We start from the raw sequence: 21,783 nt of genomic DNA, 5'->3' as shown, positions 1-21,783 counted from the left end.
CTCACCGGCTCCCGGGCGCGGCGCCGTCGGGGATCCGCACGGCCGCGATCTGGGAGGCCTGGGCGACCAGCCGCCCCTTGTCGTCCCAGAGGTGCGCGGTCAGGTCGATGCTGCCCGAGCCCACCGTGTTGGCGCGCAGGCGCGTCTGCAGGGGCCCCGAGGCGGGGAGCCGCCGCAGATAGGCGCTGAACTGGATGGTCGGCGCCCAGCCCGAGATGCCCAGATCCAGGGTGGCCGAAGGGATCACGTCGAGGGCGACCAACACGCTGAGCGGGTCCCAGCTCAGGCCGCCGGCCCTGCGCTGCCAGCCCCGGACCAGCCCCTGGCCCGACGGCCGCCCCACCGTGAACCCGAGAAGCGCGGGGTCCAGGCGGTGCTCGATCTCCGCCAGGAAAGGGGCGCTGAGGCCCAGCTCCGGGACCTCCGGTGGGGCGAGGAAACAGTCCTCCTCGGCGGGGATCGGCTCCGGCGTTTCCGTGGACCACCACGTGTCCCGGTCGTCCAGCAGCCCCTGGGTGAGCAGGCACTCGGCCTTCACCCGCTCGTCCTGGAGCAGCCGGGCCCGTAGCTGGGTCGTTCCGCGTCCCTCCCGCAGCGTCTCGATCTCGGCGACGGCCTCGCCCGGTGCGGCGGGCTCCACGAAGGACGCGCTCACCGCGAGCGGGTGCGGGCGCCCGTTCGCGACCTCGGCCGCGGCGCGGCCGAGGACGGCGAGCAGGTAGCCGCCGTGGGGTTTGCCGCTGACGGTCCACTGCGCGTCCAGGGTGACGTCGAATGCCCGTGCCGCGCCGGCCGTGCCGCGCGGGCGCACCTCCGTCGCCGTCGTGAAATCTGCCATGGGGCTCCCTTCTCGAACGGTCGGGTCGAAGCTCCGCTCAGCGGAGGGCCTGCCCGGGCGGCGCGGGCTGCGACTCGCCCAGCAGGCCCGCGAGGTGCCGTGCCACCGCGTCGGCGGTGGGCAGCTCCAGCAGCAGCGTGGGCGACACCCGGAAGCCCAGCCATTCGGAGAGCTGCCCCTGCACCTCCGCGACGGCCAGCGAGTCCATCAGGTAGTCGTCGAGCGGCGCGTGCGGGTCGACGGACTCCCCCGTCTCCGCGGCGATCCGCTTCAGCAGCCACTCCAGGATCTCGACGGAGTCCGGAGCCGCGGCCGGCCGCGTCGCCTCGGCGGTGTCCACTTCGCCGGCCGGGACCGGACCGGTCCCGGCGCCGTCAGGGCCGGCGGAGAAGAAGCGGCCCACCAGGTCCCGGGAGTAGGCGACGGTCGTCTCGATCAGCTCGTAGCCGAGCAGGCCGCCCGCGTAGTAGGTCCGGTTGCGGCCCTGCAGGTTCTCGACGCGGTCGAGGACGCCCGCGGCCAGGTCGGCGCTGGAGAAGTGCGGCATGAACGGCCACCGCCGGACCAGCAGCACCTCCTCGACCCGCCCGCCCATGCGGGCGACGTCCTCGCCGAGCCGGGCGCCCACGTTCGTGTGGTCGAGGCCGTCGGCGCCGTAGAGATAGCAGGTGTAGACGTCGCTGTCGGCGTAGCGATGGTGGTAGGCGACGCAGTGCCCGGGCTCCGCGGCGGCGGCGGTGTGCTCGCTCGCGAGGTAGAAGCCCTCCCGGAACAGCCCCGAGATCCGGCACACCACGGTGTAGTAGTCCACGGTGCGGATCCGCGCGGCGATGTCGCGTTCCTCCGCCGTGGCGTCGAGCAGATGGGCCACCCGGTCCGGGGACGGGGTGACGACCAGCGCGTCGGCGTGCACGGTCCCACCGCTGGTGCGCACCGTCACGCCCTGCCCGGTGCGTTCGACCGACTCGATCCGGACGCCCGTCCGCACGTCCGGCAGGGCGTCCGCGACCCGCCGCCACAGCCGCGCGAAGCCGTCGCGGACGGTGAAGGTGCCGGCGTGCCCGGCCAGTTGCCGCCGGGTGGAGAACAGGCCCGTCATCTCGGCGTACTTGACGAAGTACAGCGCGGGCAGGTCGCCGCGCAGGTGGCCGTATCCCGACGCGGTGTAGCCGTCGCCCAGCGACGCGGCCATGTCGTCCAGTCCGTTGCCGCGCAGCCACTCCGCCACGGGGACGGCCAGTTCCCTGGCCGAGTGGGCCAGCCCCGGACGGTCGATGCGGGGGAAGCGCTCGGCTCGCAGGCGGGCGTAGCGCGCGAACGCCTCGGGCCGGAAGAACGCGGGGTCGGGGATGCGGGGCGTCGTGCCGCCGGTGTCGTGGACCCGCGATGGTGTGGCGTCCTCGGTGTCGACACCGAGTTCTGCGGCGAGCCGGACCAGCTCCGCGTACTGGGGGGTGCAGATGTGGGCGCCCAGGTCGTAGGCGCGGCCGTCCACGTGGATGGAGGCGGACTTGCCGCCCACCTCGGGCTCGCTCTCCAGGACCACGGTGCGGTGGTTCAGCCGGTCGAGCTCGTGCGCCACCGTGAGCCCGGCGGCGCCGGCCCCGATCACGCACACCGTGAGCCGCCGATCCGGGCCGCCCGGAACGGCCGCCGGACCCGGCGCCGGGGTTGCCGCGCCGGTCCGGGCGCCGTGCGCCATCCGGTAGACGAGGGCGCGCACGTGGTTGACCGAGGCGGGCTCGGTGGGCGAGCCGGCGAGCGCGATGCCGAGGCCCTCGGGCGCGCGGGCCGGGTCGAACAGCAGCCCTTCGGCGACCGCGTGATCGAGCGGGGCGTCGAAGCGCAGTTCGGCGATGGTGCGGTAGGGGTGTTCGTGGCCGGGCCACAGCGCCGAGGGGTCGAGCGCGGCGCGGTTCGCGTCGGCGTCCTCGCCCAGGGGGTGCAGTTGCACCTGGAGGAGGGCGGTTGCCGCGCCCGCGGCGACCTGCGCGCGCAGCGCGTCGCCGAGCAGGGTCGGCGGCCGGTCGTCGCCGGCCGCCCGCGCCGGGGTGCCGGGCGGTGCGACGGGGAAGCGGAGGCCGCCGGGGTCGTGCCGGCCGCAATCCGGCGCGTCCTCGGAGGGGACGATCCGGTAGCGGACCAGCCACGGCCGTCCGGTGCCGTCGGCGTAGAGGCGCGGCACCTGTGAGTGGTAGTGGTAGCGGAGGTAGTCGACGGGCTCGCGGACCTGCTCCCACACGGCGTCGCGCACGTGGGGGTGCTCGCGGGCCAGCTCCTCCTTGTCGGCGTCGGTGCCGAAGGTGAACCGGTGGAACATGGCGGCGTCACGCGCGAACAGGCGGCGCCCGGTGTTCAGGGTCAGGTTGAACGGGGAGCGGCCGGGGTCCGCGGGGTGCGCGGGATCCAGGAACAGCAGCGACACGCCCCGGGTCGCGGGCAGGACCTCATCGGCCCGCTCACCGCTGCTGTAGCGGGCGAACACCGGCACACTGCGGCCCGGGGTGAAGAACGGGTGCGGCGCGGGGCCGGGGTGCGCGACGAACGTGGCCGCGCCGCGCACCGCCGCGCCGTCGGCGTGGAAGAAGCGGCGGCGGGTGCGGTGCGACGCCTGCGCCATCACCTCGAAGCGTCTCAGCAGCGCCGCGAACTCGGAGTCGTAGGCGTCCAGGGCGGGGTCGTCGTGGCCGGCCGAGAAACGCAGGCCCGCGACCGCGAGGCGTCCGCTCACCGCTGCACCGCCACCGGGCCGGGGCCGGACGCGGTCTCCAGGTAGGCGGCCTGGCAGGCGCTGCGGCGGATCTTCCCGCTGGTGGTCTTCAGGACCAGGCCGCGACGGCCCACGACCACGTCGTCGCAGGTGATGCCGTGGGCGTCGGCCACCGCCCTGCGGACCGCACGCACGATCGCGGTCCGGTCCTCCTCCGTGGGCTCGTCGCCGGTCTCCACCAGGACCACCAGCCGTTCGCCCGCCGGGTCGGTCTCCTCGGCGGGCACCGAGAAGGCCGCGACGCCGCCGCTGCGGACCAGGGGGTGGCAGCCGCGGACGCTGTCCTCGATGTCCTGCGGGTAGTAGTTGTGGCCGCGGATGATGATCATGTCCTTGAGCCGCCCGGTGACGAACAGTTCGCCGTCGTGCAGGAAGCCGAGGTCGCCGGTGCGCAGGTAGTCGCGGGGGTCGCCGTCGGCGACCCGTGCCCCGAAGACCTCGCTCGTCTGCTCCGGCAGGCCCCAGTAGCCGCGGGCCTTGGTCACCGAGTCGACCCAGATCTCGCCGACCTCGCCCGGTTCGCACGGGCGCCGGGTCTCGGGGTCGACCACGCGCAGGCTCGCGCCGGGTTTGCTGATGGTGCCGCAGCCGTAGTAGACGGCGGCCGGCCGCGCCGGGTCGTCACCGATGGGCACGGCGCGGCCCAGCCGGATGGCGTCGGCGTCCACCCGCAGCGGGCCGCTGCCGCCCATCGTGAGGCTGAGGGTGTGCTCGGCCAGGCCGTAGGTGGGGTAGAAGGCTCCGGCGGGGAACCGGGCCGCGGCGAAGGCGTCCAGGAACCGTTCGACGGTGGCCGGGCGGATCAGTTCGCCGGAGGAGCCCACCACGCGCAGTGACGAGAGGTCCCACTCGGCGCGCTGGGCCGGGGTGGTCTTGCGCGCGACGAGGTCGAACGCGAAGTTGGGCGCCGCGGTGTGCGTCGCGCGCACCCGGGACGCGACGTCGAACCACACGGCGGGACGCCGCAGGAAGCTCAGCGGGGACAGCACGTGCGTGCGGGCCGAGTGCCCAACGAGGGTGTTGAGGAGGAAGCTGATGAGGCCGAGGTCGTGGAAGTGCGGGACCCAGGTCACCGCGACGGTGTCGTCGCCCAGCTTCAGGTCCCGGGCGATGGAGTCGAGCTCGTGGTGGATGTTGCGGTGGCTGACGATCACCCCCTTGGGGCTTCCGGTCGACCCGGAGGTGTACTGCAGGAACGCGGGGGCGTCCAGGTCGGTGGGCTCGTGCCAGTCCCGCAGGCCGGGTGCGGCGTCGGGCGCGGAACCGGGGCGGTCGGTCTCCTCCCACGGCACATCGGGCCAGGTGGGAGCGCCGGGCGCGGACGGCTTGGCGCGGGCGCCCGCCTCGGCCAACTCGCGGTAGGGGCTGTGGGTGAGCACCAGCCGGGCCCCTGAGCTCGCGGCGATGGCGGCGAACACTCCGATGTCGTGCCCCGGCCGGAACGGGTTCGGCGGCGCGACGGGGACCGGGACGAGCCCGGCGGCCTGGCAGCCCAGGAACGCGCTGACGAAGTCGAGCGAGGGCAGATAGAGCAGGATCACCCGGTCGCCGGGCGTGAGTCCGCGTCGCACGAGACCGGCCCGGATCCGCTCCGCGTCGCCGGCCAGGCGGCGCACCGTCATCGTCTCGACGTCGTTGCCGTCGTCGTCGGTGAAGACGAAGAGCTCGCGGCCGGGGACGCGTTCGTGCAGTTCCCGAAAACGGGTCGGCACGGATCGTTCCCTGATAGCGGCGTGCGGAGCGCCGGCGCTGATGTCGGCCAAGGATCTCCCTCTCAGCGATGTGCCGGATTCCCGAGACCGGGGTGGGCCGCGAGAGAAGCCCGAAATCGCGTGAGGCTCGCCGGCGCGCCCCGACCGTTCACCGGAGAATTTCCGGTCACCCTATCGGATCCCGGGAAAACGGCGATGAACCTTATCGAAGCGGTCACCGACCGCGCGACGGCCTTTCGGCCACCGCGGCAACCTGCGGTTCTTTCCGGGAATTGTCACGGCGATGGAAGCCGGCGGGGGCACCGGAATTCCCATCACATTCGCGATGACGTACACCACACCGCATTCCGGGCCACGGTGCGCCATGGCTTGACGGGCGGAAATACCACCGGGGCCACATCCCCGCGCGGATTGCGGGCCGGCACATCCGGGCGACCGGGGCCGTCCGGAACCCGGGCACCGTCGGAACCGGATCCACGGTGTCGCGGCACCGTGCAGATGGCCGCGAAAACGCGGACCGGCCCGGCCATGACGGCCGGGCCGGTCGCTCGGGCACCGATGCCCGGGAAGCGGATCAGGCGAGGTCGAACCGGTCGAGGTTCATCACCTTGGTCCACGCCGCGACGAAGTCGGTCACGAACTTCTCCTTCGCGTCGTCGGCCGCGTACACCTCCGCGATCGCGCGCAGCTCGGAGTTCGACCCGAAAAGGAGGTCGACACGGCTGCCCGTCCACAGCAGCTCGCCCGTGGCGTCGTTGCGGCACTCGAAGGACTCGGCGTCCTCGTCGACCGGCCGCCACGTGTTGCCCAGGTCGAGCAGGTTTACGAAGAAGTCGTTCGTGAGCGTGCCCGGCGTCCGGGTGAACACGCCCTGATCCGAAGCCTGGAAGTTCGCCCCCAGAACCCGCAGGCCGCCGACGAGGACCGTCATCTCCGGGGCGCTCAGGGTGAGCAGGTTGGCCCGGTCGATGAGCAGGTACTCCGCCGGGATGCGGTTGCCCTTGCCGAGGTAGTTGCGGAACCCGTCCGCGGAGGGCTCCAGGTGGGAGAAGGACTCGACGTCGGTCTTGTCCTGGGAGGCGTCGCCGCGCCCCGGGGTGAACGGCACCTCGATGTCGTGGCCGGCGGCCTTGGCCGCCTGCTCGACGCCCACGCACCCGGCGAGCACCACCACGTCGGCGAAGGAGACCTGCTTGCCGTCGCTCCGGGCGGCGTTGAAGGACCGCTGGACGCCTTCGAGGGTGTGGAGCACGGGCGTGAGCTTCTCGGGCTCGTTGACCTCCCAGGAGATCTGCGGCTCCAGACGGATGCGGCCGCCGTTGGCGCCACCGCGCTTGTCGCTGCCCCGGAACGTCGAGGCCGCCGCCCACGCCGTCGAGACCAGCTGCGCGACGGTCAGGCCCGAGTCACGGATCCGTGCCTTCAGGTCCGCGATCTCCTCCGCCCCGATCAGCTCGTGGTCCGGGGTGGGGATCGGGTCCTGCCAGAGCAGTTCCTCGGAGGGCACCTCGGGGCCGAGGTAGCGCACGGCCGGGCCCATGTCGCGGTGGGTCAGCTTGAACCACGCGCGGGCGAACGCGTCCGCGAACTCGTCGGGGTTCTCCAGGAACCGCCGCGAGATCTGCTCGTAGACCGGGTCGAACCGGAGCGCCAGGTCGGTGGTGAGCATGGTCGGGGCGTGCTTCTTCGACGGGTCGTGCGCGTCGGGAACGGTGCCCTCGCCGGCACCGTCCTTCGGCTTCCACTGGTGCGCGCCCGCCGGGCTCTTGGTCAGCTCCCACTCGTAGCCGAACAGGTTCTGGAAGAAGCCGTTGCTCCACTGCGTGGGCGTGCTGGTCCAGGTGACCTCCAGGCCGCTGGTGATGGCGTCGGCGCCCTTACCGGTGCCGTGGCTGTTCTGCCAGCCCAGCCCCTGGGCCTCCAGCGGGGCGGCCTCGGGCTCGGGGCCGAGGTGGCTGTCCGGGGCCGCACCGTGGGTCTTGCCGAAGGTGTGACCGCCGGCGATCAGCGCGACCGTCTCCTCGTCGTTCATCGCCATGCGGCCGAAGGTCTCGCGGATATCGCGGGCGGCGGCCAGGGGGTCCGGGTTGCCGTTGGGGCCCTCCGGGTTGACGTAGATGAGACCCATCTGGACCGCGGCCAGCGGCTTCTCCAGGTCCCGGTCACCCGAGTAACGCCGGTCGTCGAGCCAGCCGGTCTCGGGGCCCCAGTACACGTCCTCCTCGGGCTCCCAGACGTCCACGCGGCCACCGGCGAAGCCGAAGGTCTTGAAGCCCATCGACTCCAGCGCCACGTTGCCGGTGAGGATCATCAGGTCGGCCCACGAGATCTTGCGGCCGTACTTCTGCTTGACCGGCCACAGCAGCCGGCGCGCCTTGTCCAGGTTGCCGTTGTCCGGCCAGCTGTTGAGCGGCGCGAACCGCTGCTGGCCGGCCCCGGCGCCGCCGCGGCCGTCGCTGACCCGGTAGGTGCCGGCGCTGTGCCAGGCCATCCGGATCATCAGCGGGCCGTAGTGGCCGAAGTCCGCCGGCCACCAGTCCTGCGAGGTGGTGAGCACCTCGGCGATGTCCCGCTTCACGGCGTCGAGGTCGAGGGTCGCGAACTCCGCCGCGTAGTCGAAGTCCGGGCCCATGGGGTCGGCCACGGCGGGGTTCTTGGCCAGGATCTTGAGGTTGAGCCGGTTCGGCCACCAGCCGCGGTTGCCGCCGCCCTGCGTGGGGTGGGGGGCGCGGTCGTGCGCGACCGGGCAGCCTCCGGTGGCCTCCGCCGTCGCGGAGTCGGCGACTGCGTCGTGGCTGTCAGACATGGACATCCTTCCAGAGCAGGGAGGAACGGGTATTTCAGGAACTGCGTGCGTCAGAGCAGTCAGGGCACAGGCCCCAGTAGACGACCTCGGCCTCGTCGATCGTGAAGCCGTGGTCGTCCGACGCGGTCAGGCACGGTGCGTGGCCGACGACGCAGTCGACGTCGGCGATGGCGTCGCACGACCGGCACACGACGTGGTGGTGGTTGTCCGCCACCCGCGTCTCGTACCGGGCCACGGAACCCTGCGGCTGGATGCGGCGGATGAGCCCCGCTGTGGTCAGCGCCTTGAGCACGTCGTAGACGGCCTGGTGGGACACCGCACCGAGATTCGCGCGCACGACGCTGATGATCGACTCGGTGTCGGCGTGCGGATGATCGTGCACGGCGGCGAGCACCGCCAGCCGGGGGCTGGTCACCCGCAGCGCGACCTCGCGCAGCATGCGCTCGAAGTCCGAGGGCGTTGGCATACCGTGGAGTCTCACGGTTTTTCTTGAATAAGTCAAAAGAAGTGGCGGGGCGCGGACCAACGTTCGCCTTACGGACACCTCCCCGCCCTCACCGGGCCGCCGCCCGGCCGCCGCTTCCGGACCGGGCCGCCCGGCGGACGGCAGCGGGCCGCCACGGCCATGGCGCCCGGAGGGGGGCGCCTGTGGCCGTGACGGCCGGATCCGGTGCGGCCGGCCGCCGGAGACCACCGACGCCGCCACGGGGCGTCAGCCGCGGGGCAGCACCAGCCCCAGCACGGAGTCCAGCCGCGCCCAGTCACTCGTCACCACGCTCGCGTTGGCCGCCGCCAGTTGCCCGACCCGGTCGGCCGCCTCCTGCTCGCCCGGCGCGACGGCGTCGATCGCCGGCGCCACCGCGTGCGCCGCGGTCATGACCAGCAGGTAGTTGTTGGCCGCGTACCAGGAGGTGTCGATGCCGCCGCCCTCCACGTACGCCGTCGCCGCTCCGTCGAACACGACGAACCACGGCCGGATGCTCTCGTCCTCGTACCGCTCCCGGGGATCCCCGGCCTCGGCGTCGAGCACGGCGGGGAACGCCGTCGCCCGGTCGATCCCCCCATTCGCGGCCAGGTCGCGCAGGTGCCGCCCGTACTCTTCGTCGGTCCACAGGTCGTCGATCGGGTTGTCCCGCTCCACGGTGCCCGGTATGAGCTCGATGATGAACCGCCCCGCGAGGTCGTCCCGATCGGCCCAGTTCCCGGCGACGGCCGCGGCGTCGAGGGTGGGATGGTCCCCGAGCAGGTCGGCCGGACGGTAGACGGAATCGCCGAGCGTCTCATCGACCAGCGCGTCGAACTCGACGGGGCCGAGCCCTCCTCTGGCGTAGAAGCCGTCCTTCATCTCGATCTTCACCACGATCGGCCGATGCCCGGGGTTGGCGTCGTGCCAGGTGCGCATGTCGGTGAGACAGGCACGCAGATCCTTGTCGGTCCCCCCTTCGCGCAGCCCGGCCGGGTCGGTCGCGCCGACACAGTTATTGCTCTGCCCGAACAACTCGTGGTTGACCCGCCAGTTCCGGAAGAGGTCATCGGTCCAGACGTCGATCTCCACGAGCCCCGCACCGGAGTCCAGCGCGTCGGCGAAGTAGGGGTACATGGACTTTTCGTAGGCGTTGTGCAGCCCCACCGAGGTGGTGGCCGCCAACGACCCGGCATCGGCGTGGGCGGAGGAGGCCGGGGACACGACAGCCAGCAGCAGACCGAACACTGCGGCGCCGCCGAGCAGGGGGACGGTGGCGAGTGTACGGGGCACGGGGATCTCCTTGGGGGAATGGCGCGGACCACCCGCGTCATGGGGACGGGCGGAGCGCACGTAAGCGGGGGACGGGAGAAGGGAGCCCGGATGCTGAGGTAGGGGGAACGGATCGTGAAAGGAGGGCGTACGGGGAACAGCGATCGGCGTGCACGAAGGGCTACCGTTCGGCTGCTTATCGTGCCATTTCCAGGCGTCCCACGGAACCCGTGGCACCCAGTGTTTCTCGTCGGGAAACCCGCGCCACAGCTGAACTGCCTGGGGCCCACCCGCCCACGCGGAACGAACGATGAACTTTTCGCCCCCGTTCCCGACATCCGTCCCGGACGGGCGAGCCTGTCGGAAGGCTGACCGTTCTCACCGGCCTGGCCCATCGGAGCCGACGACATCTCCGCCGCGCGGCCGCCGGTTGCGGCCCTCAGCACGGTCGACTGCCCGCAATCACAGCTCCGTCTGATCCACGGCGAAGTCCTACAGCCTTCATCGGGCAAGCCGGCAAGTGTACCGGGTGCGTTTCCGCCGCTCCGCGCACGGGATCGACCAGACGGTCAAGATGTCACCCAGCCACACTGAAATCACCCCGCCGCCGCACCACAGTGTCCTGGTTCGAATTCACATTTCTTCGACGAGGTGAGAGAAATGAAATCGAATCCCGCGGTGATCTCCGCTGATTCTGACCTCGACAACCTTGTACGAGAGACCGTGCCGTTAAATCACGGAGGTCATGTGGCGCACACCAGCGCATGCGAGAACGCGCGGTCACCAAAATGCATTTGCGCCGGATGCGGCGGCAGCCAGCATGGCTGGCCTGGTCGTACCGCTCTTGCCCGGCAGGATTCTGACGAGGGGCGGGTCGCGTACCGCTCAGCGGTGGACCGGAGATGGTTCTCTGCGACCAATCGAACCAATCGAACAGAGAACGAGGCGAGGCGGACACGGCCTCGGCCGAAGGAGATGAAGGCCGCCGCGATGGGCACGGCGGTGGCCGACATCGTCGACTGGCTCGCCAGCGATCGCAACGCGATCGACGATGTGGACGCGATCGGCCGCGTCATCTCCACGCAGGTGATCTCCGAACTCGACGCGCATGTGGGAACGGAGCAGAGGGACGAGCTCCGGCGTGCGCTGCCCGGGCACTTCTGGTGCGAACTGCTGGCCCAGCTGTGCGGCGCCGCCGCGGTCGCCGACCGGACCGTCGAAGAGATCCCGACGTATGCGAAGTCCGCTGGCCCCGGTGCCGATGAACAACTCGGGTGGGCCGCGCTCAACCACTGCGTCGCGGGGTTCGCCCTGGACACGATTTGGGCGAGCGTGCTGCCATTGGTCGACAATCTGGCGATACTTCGACGTTCGCTGCGGGTTCTCGCCGTCCTCATCTGTCCGGATCCGGGGAATCACCGGGCAGTGGCTCAACTTTGCGTCTCTCCCGAGGCGCGGGCCATCATCTCGGACGTGGCCGGGAGCCGGATCCTGGAAAGCTTCGGCCCGGCTCTGGACCCCATCTCGGCGGGCTGAGCAGGCGTTGTGTGGACAACCCGACGCTGTGCCCCTCGATGAGCAGAAGCTGTTTCACGTTGCGCGGCTTCGCCACGCCGCGCGCTTCCCCTGATCGATCAACGCCAGCACTCAAGCCATGGACGGAGTCCCGCAAGGCTGGCGTCCAAGAGGTTGCAAGGCCCTGCCGACCGAATGCAAGCGGTGTGTCCAACTCCTCCGCCGACTATCAGCATCAAGCGGGCCGCGGCGGTGCGGCCCACGGCACGGAGGTGCGGATGTGGACTGGATCGAGGTACCTATCGGAATTGACGCCGACAGGTGGGTGACGCGGCGAGGCTGCCGCACGGTGCTCGTGCTCGTGCACACGGTGGCATGCGGGCAACGGCTGCTGGACGTGGTCGCGTTGCTGCGCCGGGACCTGAGGGTGCAGTTGGTGTTCGCTGCCGCGCCCTCCGCGTTCAGCGCCGGTGTGGCGGAGTTCCTGAGCAACCTGGGCGGAGCGGTGCTGCCGTGGGAACAAGCGACGCGTACGCGCTTCGACCTAATTGTCGCGGCGAGTACCGGAGGGATCGAGCACATGCACGCCCCTGTGGTACTGCTGCCGCATGGCGCGGGATTCACCAAGTTCGTGTCCGCCGCCCGCACGGGCTCCCGGGACGGGCGGCGCGAAACGTACTCGCTTGGTCGGCAGTGGCTGGTGCGCGATGGCCGCGTGCTGCCTGCCGCCTTGGTGCTGGCACATGAGGAGGAGCGGTCGCGGCTATCCAGAGTGTGCCCGGAAGCGCTGGAAGCCGTTGTGGTGGCAGGAGATCCGTGCGCCGACCGACTGGCGGCCAGTTGCCCGAAGCGAGGCGCCTACCGGCGGGCGCTGGGAGTCGACGACGGCGAGCGGCTGGTGGTCGCCGCTTCAACGTGGGGACCGGCCTCGCTCCTTGGGGCACGCCCGGACGTGCTTGCTCGGCTGGTGGCGGAGGCGCACGGCAGCCGGTGGAGGGTGGCTTTACTGGCCCACCCCAACGTGTGGTTCGGCCACGGGGTATGGCAGGTGCGGTCGTGGCTGGAGAAGGCCGTGGCCGCAGGGCTGTTGGTGGTGCCGGTGGAAGCGGAATGGCGCGGCGTGCTGATCGCCGCCGACGCGGTGGTCAGCGACCACGGCTCCACGTGCCTGTACGCCGCCGGCCTCGCTCGCCCCGTCTTCCTCACCGGTGACGGCAGGGCTGACGTCGACCCGGCGGCGCCCATGGCCGAACTGATGCGTCGCGCCGGCGCGCTACCGGCCGACGGCGCGATTCTGCCAACCGTGGAGCGGGTGTGCGCCACGTGGCGAGCCGACCAGCTCGCCGGTGTAGCCGCACGCATCACCGAGTTCGCCCGCCGGATGCGGCGCTGCCTGTACGAGCTGCTCGGCCTTCCCGAGCCTCCGGATCCGGCGCGCTTCGACGCTGTTGCCGCTCCCACTGTGCTGGACGCGGGTGTGACGGGGGAGGCAGCATGAATCCGCGAGGCTCGAAGATCGTCGTGGCAGGGGTGGCGAGCCTCGGGGTCTCGGTGCCGACGGGCGGTTTTCCGCTGACGGACGGGCCGACCCGATTCCCTGACTGGATGGAGGTCGGGGTCACCGGGGTGGGGGCCAACGTCGCCCAGGCTCTCCGGCGTCTGGGCGACGAGGTGGAGCTGTGCACCATCATCGGCGCCGACCTGGCGGGCGAGCTCGTACGTACCGAACTTCGTGCCCGTGGCCTGTTGGGGATGGGGGCGATCACGGGTCCCGGTTCGTCGCTCGCGGTCTCGCTGGTCGCGGAGGACGGACGGCGCGCAGGACACTCGCTGCTCCGACACGTCAACGCGGTTGACTATCCCGTCGAACTGTTCGGGCGGTTGAGCGCGGAAGCGGACCTGGCGGTACTGACGACCGCGTCCTTCGCACGGCCGTTGATCGAGCCCGCCACCGATCTCGACATGCCGATCGCTGTGGACGTGCATCTCATCTCCGACGTCCACGAGGAGGAGCGCCGTCCCTGGCTGGCGGCGGCGGACATCCTTTTCTGCTCGCACGAGCGGCTTCCGTGTTCAGCGGAGGAGTGGATCGCGCAGGTGTTCGCCGCCTACCCGGGCTGCTTGATCGCGGCGGTGGGGTGCGGAGCCGACGGCGCGGTCCTCGGCGTGCGGGACGGCAGCCTAGTACGTGCCCGCACCGCGCCGCCTCGTCCCCTCCAAAGCACGGTCGGGGCCGGGGACACCCTCTTCGCCTCCTTCCTGCACGGCTGGCTTGCCGGCGGTCACCCGGCCGATGCGCTCGGCCAAGCGGTGCTGCATGCCAGTTGGAAGATCGGCGCCGGGTTCCCGGGGGCCGGTCACCTCACTCAGGACGAGTTGCGCTCCCTAGCTGACCGCCATCCTCTCCAAGTCGAAGTCGGCCGGTGGTCGTGACGGCCACCCGGATCGTGCTGGCCCCCTGCGGGCTAGCACGACCCGACGGCTTGCCGGGCTCGCCGGAGACGCTCGACCCCCAAGCGGTCCCCCAACTGCTCCAGGATCTCCAGCGCACCGGCGTAGCAGTCGCGTGCCTCATCGGTGCGGCCATGGCGTGCGGCGATGTTCGCCATGCCCTCCAGAGCCGCGGCCTGTCCGGTTTTCGAGTTCCGGGCGCGCAACTCGGCCATGGCGTCCGCGATGCGGGAGGTTGCCGCCTGGGGGTCCGCGCTGGCCACGGCCTCCGCGAGAGCGACGAGCGCCAAGGCGCGGTTGTGGGGATCATCCGGCTCCTCAAGAAGCCGGAGCGCCCGCTCCAGGTGGAGGCGGGCCAGAGGGTATCGGGCGGCGCGGTTGTGTGCGCGTCCCAGACCGATCAGGGTGAGCGCGGTGTTGTGCGGCCTGTTCAGCCCCTCGTCGAGCCGCAACGCGGCCGTGAAATGGATGATGGCCGCGTCGACGCGGTCGTTGTCCAGCGCCAGCAACCCGCGATGCCGCTGGGTTTGCGCGAGGCGCCCCCGTTCTCCGCGCCGGGCCCAAATCCGCTCTGCCTGGTCGAGGGCGTCCTGTGCCTGCTCCTCCTGGCACAGCCGGCCGTGAACCTGCCCTATCCGGTCCAGGATCCGCGCCTGGGTGAACTCGTCGTCGATGCTGCGAGCGGCCCGCAACGCCGCGGAGGCGGCGTCCAGCCACACCCGGGCGTAACTGCGATGGATGTACAGCGGCCACAACCCTTCGGCGATGTCGATTGCCTCCCTCGGACTGCGATGGTCCACCGCGTACTCGGTCAGCTTCACCAGGTTGCCGCGTTCGCGTTCCAACCACCCGATGGCCGCTTCCTCGTTGCCGAAGACGCCTTCGAACTCGGGCGCCGGCCGGCGGTAGCGGGTGATGTAGGGACGCAGTTTGCGATCCGCCGCGAGCGCCTGCCGCCGGTAGGTCTGGAGAAGATGGTCCATCGCAGCGAGACGGGTGATTGTGTCCTCCTCTTCCTGTGCCTTCTCGTGAGCATGCCGGCGGATCAGGTCATGAAGCCGGAACACCCCAGGTGCGGTCTCCTCGATCAGGCTCGCGGCAATCAGTCGCCGGAGGGGACCCTCGGCTGAGCCGTCGCCAAGTGCCCGAAGCACCAACCGCGTGATGTCCGGACCAGGATGCCAGCTAAGCCGTCGGTACAGCCGCGCGGGCGCCTCGCCCAGCGCGGCGTAGGACAGGTCGAACGCCGCCCGCAGCGGTGGCGTCTCCTCTCCGTCCGGGCTCAGCGAGGCCAGCCCTCGGGTTCGCTCGGTCAGCTCGCGAACCGTGTCCGCCAGCGGGTCCGTCGTGCGCTCCGCGATCTGCACGGCGACGGCGTTGACCGCGATCGGCAGCCCGGCGCAGATCTCCGCGATCCGCCGAGTCGCGGCCGGTTCCTCAGCGGTACGCCCCGCACCGACCAGGCGCTGGAGCAGGTCGACCGTGTCCGTCTGGTCCAGCGGCGCCACCCGAACGAACTCCGCACCGTCGAGGGACAATCCGGCCAGCCGCACGCGGGAGGTCACCACCACGACATGACGTCCGACACCGGGCAGCATCGCGCGCACCTGGGCCGACGACGCGGCGTTGTCCAGCAGGATCACGAGTCGCCGATCGGCGGTTACGGACCGGAACCAGGCCGCACGCGTCGCCAGGTCCGGCGGGATGGTCGCGGGCTCCAGTCCCAGGGCTCGGAGGAAGATGTCCAACATCTCGCCGGGGTCCAGTGGGCCCTCCGCGGAGAAGCCGCGGAGATCGCCGTAAAGTTCACCGCCTTCGAGCCGTGCGGACTGTTCGCGGAGAAATCGGATGGCAAGTCCGGTCTTGCCGACACCGGCGAGCCCGCTCAGCACGATGAGCGCCGTCTGGCCGTCTCGCTCGGCGCGGTCGACCAACGCGGCCATACGGGTCAGTTCACGGCGGCGGTTCACGAAGTGCGGAGTGACCGGTGGTAGCTGTTTCAGCAGTCCAGGAGCCTGAGAAGTGTGCACGTGAATGCCGCCGTGCACGCTTCCGGCCTGTACGACATGCCCGACGACATTTCCCCGGAGGTTCGACGACCATCCCTCTCCGGCATGCCCACCCCCGGATGAGGGATGCATAGCCAGATGACCTCCCTCGCCGACCCTATTCCTAGAGCCTTATACCCGTTTCGAGGTAATGCTGCACGTGTCAGGAGGAAGAAAAGGAAAGTTCTCTCCAGAGCGCGTCCGACGCGACTCAGATGCCGACGGTACTCACCACGAAATCTACAGAAATGCGCGTCCCGCGCGCATAGGAGCAACCGGTTCCGCAGCTAAATCAAGAAAGGTGGAGATCTCCGTCGACACGCGCCCCGCCTTCCTCGCCCCTTCTCCTAGCCGACGATCGATGTCGGGACAGCGGCCGCGACGCTATGCAGCCACACCCAGCCGAGTACGGGCAGCCCAACAAGACACGCAAGAGCGGACTTCAGCAACGAGTTCCTTGCCAACGACGTTAGGACCGGCAAACGCGATCGCGCTCACATGGCAGAAGTGCGCCCAGAACGGCGACGACCCCCGGAGTAAGCACAGCATACCGGATGGGTTGCACCTACCTGACCTTTGCGGTCTAGCCCTCACGTTTCGACATTTTTCCCTTTTGGGGGATTGTGTCGAGCAATGCGCGGATAAGCGCCTTGTCAGGAAGATCGAGACGGGTGAGTACCTCTTCAGCCTGCTCAAGGTGCCGCCGGGCCCCGTCGAGATGGCCGTGGTGCAGCAGCACGCGGCCGAGCGCCATGAGAGCCTGCGCTCGCTCATGCTCCAGCCCGCTCTGGCTGGCGGTGTCGACCGCATGTCGGTGGCGCTCGAGGGCTACCGTGACGCGTCCCTGCCGGTGCGCCGTGTCGGCGAGCCCGAGCACGGCTTCCACGCTGGTTCGGGGGTCGCCGACGGAATCAGACAGGTCGCGACTCTGCTCAAAACAGGCTTGCGCCTGTTCGATGTCACCGCTGTTGAGATGGAGCCGTCCCAGGTTGCACAGCGTTGCGGCCTCGGCCCATCGATCGCTGACCTCACGACACCGAGCCAGGGCGTCGGCGTACAACGCCAGTGCGCGCCGGTTGTCCCCTCGATATGCCGTGAGGTCCGCCAAGTTGGCCAGCATGATGCCCTCTCTGCGGCGGTCCCCAAGCTCGTGGAACAGAATCAGGATTTCCTCACACAGCGCCGTGGCGTCCCGGTACTTCCCCAGTCTTTGGTACGTGCCCGCGAGGTTTCCCTTTGCGTCCGCGAGCCCGCGGACATCGTGCAGGGACTCGAAGATCACGATGGCTTCGGAGTAGTCGCTGATCGCCGGATGGCAATTCCCCTGCCCCACCAAGACATCGGCGCGCTGCTTGAGCGCCATCGCCACTCCCGGCCGGTGCCCCAGACTGCGGAATCGCGCGAGCGCCTCGTCGTGGACATCGCGAGCGAGATCGAACCGCCCGAAAATCCAGTGGACCCTTCCGGTAAGACTGAGCGCGTGTGCTACTCCCAGGTCGTTCTCCGCGGCGCTCCAGTAGTCGCGAGCGGCCTCAGCAGAGGCAAGCGCCTCAGCAGTCGCTCCCATTCGGACTTGGGCTCGCCCCAGTTCGTACAACGCGTAAGCCAACTCCGCGGGGCGGTCGGCCGCATGCCAGACACTTATGGCGCGGCGGTGGAGTTCCACGGCCACGTCCCATGGTCCGTCGCGGTCATAGTAGTCCGCGACGACGTTTGTGATCCTCGCCGCCTCGACCTCAAACCCGGAATCAAGGGCAAATCGAAGTACTGTCGGCAGAACGCCGGCATGGCGTTTGAACCACGCGGTGGCCTCCTGCTGCGACGGCACTTCGCCGGATGTCTGAGCACGATCCGCAGGGATTTCCAACCGGAGCCGATGCGGGGAAAGCACCCGATCGGCTGTGGCGCACGTGGCAAGGTAGTGCGTCAGCATCCTCTGGTGGACCTTGCGCTGTTGCTCGTGCGTGAGCTCGACGCGCGCACGGTGGTGTGCGAAGACACTGAGCAACGCGTGCTGGCGGAAGAGATCCCGCTCGTGTTCCTCGATCAGGTGGGCATCGCTGAGTTCGTCGAACACCGTGTCTGCCGCATCGAGCGGCTGACCGATTACGGCCGCCGCCGTCCGCCGATCCACCGGGGCCCCTGGATGCAGTCCGAGCTGGAGAAACGCGGTCCGCGCAGGAGCTGACAGTGTGCGCAGCGACAGCTCGAACACCGCCTCCAGGCTTCGCTGACCCGCCCGGAACACGTTCAGGCCGTCCTCGGCTTCACGCAGGCGGGCCAGAATGTCCTCCGCCGTCCACGACGGATGAGTCCGGAGCTTGGCGGCTACCAGCCGCAGGGCGAGAGGATGCGACGACGCCTTGGCGACGATCGCCGGTCCGGCATCCCCGATCTCGCCGCGGCTCCGCCGCGCGACGGCAGCAAAGAGATCCAGCGCCTTATCCGGCTCTGGTGGTGCGAGAGAGAGATGATGGGCGCCGTCCAGTTCGTGGAGCCTACGACGAGCGGTGACCAGGACCATGCAGTCGGGGCCGCCGGGGAGTAACGCCCCTACCTGGTCGGCGTTGAGCGCGTCATCCAGCACGATCAGAATCCGCTTTGTTGCTGTGTAGTGCCGTAGCAGCGCAATTCGCTGTCCCAGAGACGGGGGGATCCGCTCCGGTGGAACGTCAAGCAGGCTCAGCAGTTCGGCGACGGCGTCCGTTGTGTTCAGGGGCGGATATCGGCCGGCGTGCGCGCGTAGTCCCACATACAGGCATCCATCTGAATATTCTGCCTTGATGCGGTGCGCAACATGGATTGCCAGACTCGACTTCCCCACGCCCGGCATACCACTGATCACGCAAACCCCGGTCGCGGCACTCGCGGCGGCGGACCGGACAGCGGCCAGTACCTCCGCGACCTCCGCGTCACGACTGGTGAAGTCGGCCAGGTCCCGTTCGAGGTTGTCCCGTGCCGGCCCACGTTCGGAGTGAACCGCGGTGGGAGGCGTAGACGGCGGGGGTGACGGCGCATCGCCGCCCCGCAAGAGGTCGACGAACGTCGCCTGGAGCTCGGGCGCGGGATCGAGGCCGGCCTCGTCGGCCAGTCGGCGCCGCAGACGTTGGTAGGCCGCCAGCGCCTCGGTCGTACGACCGTCCCGTCCGAGCGCCTGCATCAGGAGGCTGGTCAACGCCTGGTTCAGCGGGTAGCGCTCCAGCGCGTCGCCCAGCACGGCGATCACCTCCGCCGGCGGGCGCAATCTCAACCCGATTCGAGCCCATTGCGCCACCGCGGACTGGTGCGCATTCTCCATCGTTTCGCGGACGCTCCCCGCCCATGAGCCAGGGACGCCCGCCAGGGGATCGCCTCGCCAGAGCGAAAGGGCTTCCGAGAGCAGCGCCAACGCGTCGGTGTCCGCACCGGTTTCCGTAAGTGCCGCAGCCGACGAGCAGAGCCGCCGAAACCGCCGCCAGTCGACCGCTTCGTCATCGATCCGCAGTTGGTATCCGCCCGATCGCTGTTGGACACACGACCGATCACCTCCAGCCTGCTCCAGCAGGCCGCGCAGACGGCTGGCGTAGCTGTAGAGGGTGCGGCGCTTATCCCTCGCACCGTCCCACAGGCGATCCGCGATCACGTCATGGGCCACTGCCTGGTTCCCCGAGAGCGCCAGGATCACCAGCAGCGTCAATTCCTGACTCGGGCGCAATTCCACGAATTGATCACGAATACGCAGTCGCACGTGGCCGAGAACGTCAAGCTCCACCGCTCCTCCCCAGCGCGCCGCCACAACTGAAGGTTCCGCACACAGTGAAGAGATAAACCACCAAGAAAACTCTCGAACAGATCTCCACACGCCTACCATTCACACTTGACACGACTACCTGCCCAAACGACAAGGAATGATCGATGACATCAGGGAGAGTGACCCGAACTGGCCGCCCATATTGGCGATCATTTATTGAATATGCACATGCAGACGCGCCATGCAAATGCGAAACATGGGCGAGGTGACATCCCAGAACCAGGAGTGAGCATCACCAAGCCGTACAACTCGCTTCACTGCGAGTGGCCGCCTCGCTGCATTGCCCGCGGTTCTGTCAGGTGGGGGACGCGGCGCGCGCGGATCCCCCCTGACAGAACCGCGGGGGCTAAGCTGCCTGTCACCAGCCCCGGCACCCCGTAGGCACCGAAGGATTCGTCAGCGACGATGCGCGCCACCACCGAACCTCCCAACTCGCGGACCCACCAGGGCGGGACATCCACAATCGCGTGCGAGGAAGTGCGCCCGGACGAGCGCAGGTGGTCGACCTTTCCCGATCGGCGGCGGGTGCTCGTCATCGCGCGGACGTTCACCTCGGCCGTGCGTGCCGGCGAGGCGCTGGACGTGCTGCGCGGCGACTTCCGGCTGGAGTTCGACTTCTGCTTCGATGACACCTCCGCCTTCCGCCACGGCGTCGCCGAACTGCTGGCCCGCTTGCGGACGCGGCAGGTGAGCTGGGTGGAGGCCGTGCGGACCACGTACCACCTCGTCATCACGGCCAGCGAGAACGTCGACCTCACCCCGTTCCGCGCCCCGGTCATCGTCCTGCCGCACGGAGTCGGGTTCCAGAAGTGGGTGCCCGACTCTCTCGGGACGGGGCGGCGGGTGTCCGGGATCGTGCGCGAGGCTTCGCGCGAATCCGGAGACATTCGGCTGGTCGTCTCCCACCCGGACCAGGTGGAGCAGCTCCGTTCGGTGTCGGCTCGGCTGGCGGCGCGGTCGGTGGTCATCGGGGATCTGGCGTTCGACCGGCTGCGGGCGGGGCTGCGCCTGCGCGAGCGTTACCGCGACGCACTGGGGCTCGCCGCCGGGCAGCGGCTGGTGGTGCTCACCTCGACATGGGGCGAACGGTCGGCCCTCGGCGCGCACGAGCGGCTGCCGGGACGGCTGCTCGCGGAGCTGCCCGTCGACGGGTACCGGGTGGCCGCGGTGCTGCACCCCAACATCTGGTTCCGGCACGGCCCCTGGCAGGTGCGGCACTGGCTGGCCGAGGCGCTGGACGCCGGGCTGCTGCTCATCCCACCGGAGGACGGCTGGGCCGCCGCCCTCGTCGCCGCCGACGTGGTGCTCGGCGACCACGGCTCGGTGACCCTGTACGCGGCGGGCCTGGACCGGCCCCTCCTGCTGGCGGCCTTCGGTGCCGAAGAGGTCGTTGCGGACACCGCGATCGCGCATCTCGGCACGCACGCCGCCGGCCTGAACGTGCACGCCGCGCTGCGCCCGCAGATCGAGCAGGCGATGGCCGAGCATGTTCCCGGCCGGTACACGAGCACCGCGGACCGGGCGTTCGCCCACGTCGGTGAATCCAACCGGCGTCTCGCGGATCTGTGTTACGACCTGCTCGGCCTGCCCGCCGCGGACAACGGCGCCGGCCGGCGCACACCCAATGCCCCGGTTCCCGACCGTCCCCGCTCGGCCCGGGCGTTCGAGGTGCGGTCGTGGTCGGACGCCGATGGCGGCGTGCACGTGGTGCGCTATCCCGCCGCCGTCCGCCCGGCCGACGAGGAGCCCGCCGGACTTCGCCACCTCTGCGCGGCGGAATCGGAACCCGACCAGCGGTTCGTGGAGAACGCTTCGGTCGTCTACCGCGACTCCGGAGCCGCCGAAGCCCGCTTTCCGGAACACGCACGGCGGCTGCTCGACCTGTATCCGGGGGCCCTGCTGTCCGCGACCCCGGCGGCGGGAGGGTGCGACTGCCTGCTGCGCGACGGCCGCACGGTGCGCCTGCGCTCCGCCGCTCCCCTGGCGCTGCCGGTGCTGACCGGCCTGGCGTACACCCTGCTGCGCGAGAGGCGGCTGGTCACCGGCGAGCACCTGTTGCACGTGGACGGGCTGGGCGACGGCCCGCACCCGGTGTCCGTGGAGTGCGCGACGCCGTGA

12 protein-coding genes are annotated in these 21,783 nt (G+C 70.2%); 4 read left to right on the top strand and 8 right to left on the bottom strand.

Annotated features, from left to right (window positions below; all coding sequences use genetic code 11):
• Position 1: 1 nt before the first annotated feature.
• From ACFQRF_RS15855 to ACFQRF_RS15830, 6 genes are all read right to left on the bottom strand, one after another.
• Positions 2–838, bottom strand: coding sequence for a thioesterase family protein (locus ACFQRF_RS15855; RefSeq protein WP_379871870.1), 837 nt, complete (start codon positions 836–838; stop codon positions 2–4).
• A gap of 37 nt (positions 839–875) precedes the next feature.
• The gene (locus ACFQRF_RS15850) at positions 876–2,540 is read right to left on the bottom strand and encodes an FAD-dependent oxidoreductase (protein ID WP_379872086.1); all 1,665 of its coding nucleotides are present in this window, start codon (positions 2,538–2,540) and stop codon (positions 876–878) included.
• Positions 2,541–3,565: 1,025 nt separating this feature from the next.
• On the bottom strand, positions 3,566–5,320 hold the full coding sequence (locus ACFQRF_RS15845) for a fatty acyl-AMP ligase (RefSeq protein WP_379871869.1): 1,755 nt from the start codon (positions 5,318–5,320) through the stop codon (positions 3,566–3,568).
• A gap of 574 nt (positions 5,321–5,894) precedes the next feature.
• Positions 5,895–8,126, bottom strand: a complete 2,232-nt coding sequence (gene katG, locus ACFQRF_RS15840; protein WP_379871868.1) for a catalase/peroxidase HPI — start codon at positions 8,124–8,126, stop codon at positions 5,895–5,897.
• A gap of 34 nt (positions 8,127–8,160) precedes the next feature.
• On the bottom strand, positions 8,161–8,592 hold the full coding sequence (locus ACFQRF_RS15835; RefSeq protein ID WP_379871867.1) for a Fur family transcriptional regulator: 432 nt from the start codon (positions 8,590–8,592) through the stop codon (positions 8,161–8,163).
• A gap of 246 nt (positions 8,593–8,838) precedes the next feature.
• A complete protein-coding gene (locus tag ACFQRF_RS15830) occupies positions 8,839–9,882 on the bottom strand; it encodes a phosphatidylinositol-specific phospholipase C domain-containing protein (protein ID WP_379871866.1) in 1,044 nt (347 codons plus the stop codon).
• Between the two features lie 954 nt (positions 9,883–10,836).
• Here ACFQRF_RS15830 and ACFQRF_RS15825 point away from each other — a divergent pair.
• The 3 genes from ACFQRF_RS15825 (at position 10,837) to ACFQRF_RS15815 (ending at position 13,809) form a co-directional block, all read left to right on the top strand.
• A complete protein-coding gene (locus ACFQRF_RS15825) occupies positions 10,837–11,397 on the top strand; it encodes a hypothetical protein (RefSeq protein WP_379871865.1) in 561 nt (186 codons plus the stop codon).
• Positions 11,398–11,656: 259 nt separating this feature from the next.
• The gene (locus ACFQRF_RS15820; protein WP_379871864.1) at positions 11,657–12,874 is read left to right on the top strand and encodes a hypothetical protein; all 1,218 of its coding nucleotides are present in this window, start codon (positions 11,657–11,659) and stop codon (positions 12,872–12,874) included.
• Positions 12,871–13,809, top strand: a complete 939-nt coding sequence (locus ACFQRF_RS15815; protein ID WP_379871863.1) for a carbohydrate kinase family protein — start codon at positions 12,871–12,873, stop codon at positions 13,807–13,809. Before ACFQRF_RS15820 ends, ACFQRF_RS15815 begins: the two co-directional genes overlap by 4 nt.
• A gap of 32 nt (positions 13,810–13,841) precedes the next feature.
• Here the strand turns inward: ACFQRF_RS15815 and ACFQRF_RS15810 are convergent, their stop codons facing one another.
• Together ACFQRF_RS15810 and ACFQRF_RS15805 are read right to left on the bottom strand one after the other, a co-directional pair.
• Positions 13,842–15,770 (bottom strand): tetratricopeptide repeat protein, encoded by a 1,929-nt coding sequence (locus ACFQRF_RS15810; RefSeq protein ID WP_379871862.1) that lies wholly within the window; start codon positions 15,768–15,770, stop codon positions 13,842–13,844.
• Positions 15,771–16,458: 688 nt separating this feature from the next.
• Entirely contained in the window at positions 16,459–19,626 is a 3,168-nt protein-coding gene (locus ACFQRF_RS15805) for an AfsR/SARP family transcriptional regulator (RefSeq protein WP_379871861.1), read from the bottom strand.
• Between the two features lie 444 nt (positions 19,627–20,070).
• Between ACFQRF_RS15805 and ACFQRF_RS15800 the strand changes: the two genes are divergently transcribed.
• Positions 20,071–21,783 (top strand): hypothetical protein, encoded by a 1,713-nt coding sequence (locus tag ACFQRF_RS15800; protein ID WP_379871860.1) that lies wholly within the window; start codon positions 20,071–20,073, stop codon positions 21,781–21,783.

It is taken from the genome of Marinactinospora rubrisoli (assembly GCF_042664915.1).
Lineage (GTDB): Bacteria > Actinomycetota > Actinomycetes > Streptosporangiales > Streptosporangiaceae > Marinitenerispora > Marinitenerispora rubrisoli.
Note: the sequence above shows the minus strand (reverse complement) of the source record. Positions and strands in the feature narration are given on the sequence as shown.

Bases quoted from the DNA above. Each gene is read 5' to 3' on its own strand.
- ACFQRF_RS15855 (WP_379871870.1), bottom strand. From the start codon at position 838: ATGGCAGATTTCACGACGGCGACGGAGGTGCGCCCGCGCGGCACGGCC.
- ACFQRF_RS15850 (WP_379872086.1), bottom strand. From the start codon at position 2,540: ATGGCGCACGGCGCCCGGACCGGCGCGGCAACCCCGGCGCCGGGTCCG.
- katG (WP_379871868.1), bottom strand. From the start codon at position 8,126: ATGTCTGACAGCCACGACGCAGTCGCCGACTCCGCGACGGCGGAGGCC.
- ACFQRF_RS15835 (WP_379871867.1), bottom strand. From the start codon at position 8,592: ATGCCAACGCCCTCGGACTTCGAGCGCATGCTGCGCGAGGTCGCGCTG.
- ACFQRF_RS15825 (WP_379871865.1), top strand. From the start codon at position 10,837: ATGAAGGCCGCCGCGATGGGCACGGCGGTGGCCGACATCGTCGACTGG.
- ACFQRF_RS15815 (WP_379871863.1), top strand. From the start codon at position 12,871: ATGAATCCGCGAGGCTCGAAGATCGTCGTGGCAGGGGTGGCGAGCCTC.
- ACFQRF_RS15810 (WP_379871862.1), bottom strand. From the start codon at position 15,770: ATGGCCGCGTTGGTCGACCGCGCCGAGCGAGACGGCCAGACGGCGCTC.
- ACFQRF_RS15800 (WP_379871860.1), top strand. From the start codon at position 20,071: ATGCGCGCCACCACCGAACCTCCCAACTCGCGGACCCACCAGGGCGGG.